The following is a 3075-nucleotide window of genomic DNA, read 5'->3' on the forward strand; positions in this document are numbered from 1 at the left end:
GAAATTATAAATTGTATAAAATCTATGATAACGGAGATTATTATAAAGCTTACCAATTATATAATGATGATGGATCTGACAGTGATATAGAAGAGATGGTGGATGTTATAGATACCATGCCTGTATCGCTTAAAAATGAAATGATCTTAAAACTAGAGACGCTTTTAGCTGAAAACGATACAAGAATACCACATTTTAATCCAGATTATAATGGTGACCCATTAGTTAATCAAGATATTGTTCCTTCTATAACTTCAACAGTTTATGATGAGAATACAGGTGTAGCCACAGCAACGCTAACTACTAATCCTGGAGATGCAATTATTGAAACCGCTTATTTGCTTTATAGGATAGAAGAAGTAGACACACCAGAAGAAGAATGGTTTGAACTTCCTGCAACCATAGATGGTAACGTGATTACAGCTGATGTGCCAGAAGTAGCGACAGGAGTTGTGTTTACGTTAATAGATGAAAATAATTTTGTAGTCATATCGGATGCCATATCAATATTTAACCCTCATAAGATAATACTTGCTAACGCTGTTGGAGAACAAGCTTTTAAAGTAGTAGATGAATATGCTGAGTTAATTGGGAATACAACGATAGGTGGTACAGCTTATTTACAAGCAAGGACTGAAGAAGGCGGAGATGGAGCAAAATTTTATGTAAAAGCTCCTGCAGATGTTGAAACTATAACTTGTGATAAAATTACATTAGGAATTATATCTCAATCAGCAGATACTGTAAATGTTGATATTATTATTGATGGAGAAACACAAAGTTTTACATATACAAGTACAAATAATAATACTCCAGAATTATTTGAATTTGATACTCCAGTGACATTTACACAGACATCTAAAGAAATACAGGTCATAACAACCTCACTTTCTAATTCAAGTGGGTTAACACCAAGAGTAAGATTTGTAGATCTCTTCTTTAATGTTTTAGGAGCTACACAACCACTTAGTGAAATAACGCTTAATACAACGGAAGAAGAACAACAATTTGAACCAGAAAGTACAGATGTATATGCAGAATTGATAGGAAATACTACTACTGGTGGTGCATTTGTACAAATGAGAACAGAAGGCGGAGGCGATGGTTTTAATATCAATGTAAAAGCTACTGAATCTGTATTATGTGAAAAGATAGTATTTAGAGTGCGGTCACTTGCAGGTGATACGGCAAACTTTGATGTTACCATTGGTGGTGAGACCCAGAGTTTTGAATACACAAGTACGAACAGTACAGCTGATTTATATTATGAATTTGATATGCCAACAACAATTACTGAAGCGGCTCAAACAATGGATTTTTTAGTAACTAACCTTACAAATTCTACTTTAGATACTGCACCAAGATTTAGAGTTTACGCTGTTACATACCATTTAGATTTAAGTACATTAAGTGTTAATGAGGTGATAGATAATAGTCAAGCACTTAAGTTATTTCCTAATCCTGTTAAAGGTACTTTTAGTCTTTCAAAACCTGTAGCATCTGGTGTGTTGTATAGTTTGCATGGCGCAAAAACATTCGAATTTAATAATCAGCATCAAGACATAGATATCTCAGAGCTCAAAACAGGCTTATACTTTTTGCAAGTCATACATGAAGACGGTAGTAAATCGACTTTAAAATTATTAAAAGAGTAAGGGGTACTTTTACTATTAAGTAATCGTTAGAGATTACAGTTCTTAGATTCCTATTTTCTACTCAATATAAATTTATAACCAAATGAAACAACTAGTTTCTAGGTTATTCAATTTGATAGCGTATTAATATGTATTGCAGTTAATAGTTAAAATTATTGCAAATTGAAAGAAGCACAATAGCGTTAAAACCTATAGTGCTTCTTTTATTTATATGAAATGATAGATATGAGAAACGTTTTGATTGAATATAGTAGAATCTAAATCTCTTTAAACTCTATTTTTGGCTAAACTAATTTCATGATGAGAAACACGACGCTACTTTTATTATTCAGCATTCTTTTTTTAACACAAATAAATGGTCAAGAGATAATTAAACCAAATATTGTTTTTATTTATGCAGATGATTTAGGCTGGCAGGACACTCAGTTAAATGATGTTGGTGATGTTGTTCCTTGGGAAACACCTAATATGTTAGCATTGGCTGAGAATGGAGCTAATTTTTCACAAGCCTATGCTTCAGCACCAAGTTGTGCACCGTCAAGAGGAGGTACAATGAGTGGTAGAATGCCTCTTAAAACCAAAATGACTCATGTCGCAGGAGGGCAAATACCTAAAGTTAAACTTTCAAATAAAACTATCGAGTCGTATTATCCTGGTAGATTACAACTCGATGAAGTTACCATAGCTGAAGCATTAAATCCTTTAGGATATGTATCTGGTCATATTGGCAAATGGCATATGGCAGCTAATCACAATATTTATCCAGAAGCTGTAGATCAAGGGTTTGATTACCAAGACACTGATAGAGGAATTACGAGATCCATGGGAGACCGATCAGTTGATTTTGCTACAGATGCTGTAGATGATCCTTATCGATTAGATGCAGATGGAAGACCTTATGACGCTGTAACAGAACTAGCATTGGATTTTATGGATGATAACAAAGAGGAACCCTTTTTTCTATACATGGCTCACTGGTTAGTTCACTCGCCAATACAAACAAGAGATTTAGCATTACTAGAATATTATTGTGATAAATTAGGAATTCCGGTGCCTACAACCGATGCAAATATTACGACTCCAGGCCAAACAAATCCCTATTATGGAGCGATGATTGCGAGTTTAGATTGGAGTTTAGGGAGAGTAGTAGATTATTTAAAAGAGACAGATGATCCAAGAAATCCAGGGATGAAATTATTTGATACAACGTATATCATATTTGCTTCAGATAATGGAGGTGCAGAAAATCATGGGTCAGAAATTATAACAGATAACTTTCCTTTAGATTTAGGTAAAACCCACACCAAAGAAGGCGGTTTGCGTACGCCATTTGTTATAACTGGACCTGGTATTGTAGAAAATCAAGTATATGATAACATAGTTTCTCATTTAGATTTTTATCCTACAATTATGGAGGTTA

Annotated in this window: 2 protein-coding genes; both read left to right on the forward strand. The window is 33.9% G+C overall.

Features of this window, described 5'->3' with window-relative positions:
- A partial coding sequence (locus tag ACJJVO_RS00060; protein WP_405568904.1) for a T9SS type A sorting domain-containing protein occupies window positions 1-1655 on the forward strand: 1655 nt, incomplete at its 5' end.
- A 297-nt stretch (window positions 1656-1952) separates the two neighbouring features.
- The coding region (locus ACJJVO_RS00065; protein WP_405568906.1) for a sulfatase-like hydrolase/transferase at window positions 1953-3075 on the forward strand (1123 nt) is incomplete at its 3' end.

Origin of the sequence: Winogradskyella sp. Asnod2-B02-A (assembly GCF_045063645.1) — a bacterium.
In the GTDB taxonomy this organism is placed as follows: domain Bacteria; phylum Bacteroidota; class Bacteroidia; order Flavobacteriales; family Flavobacteriaceae; genus Winogradskyella.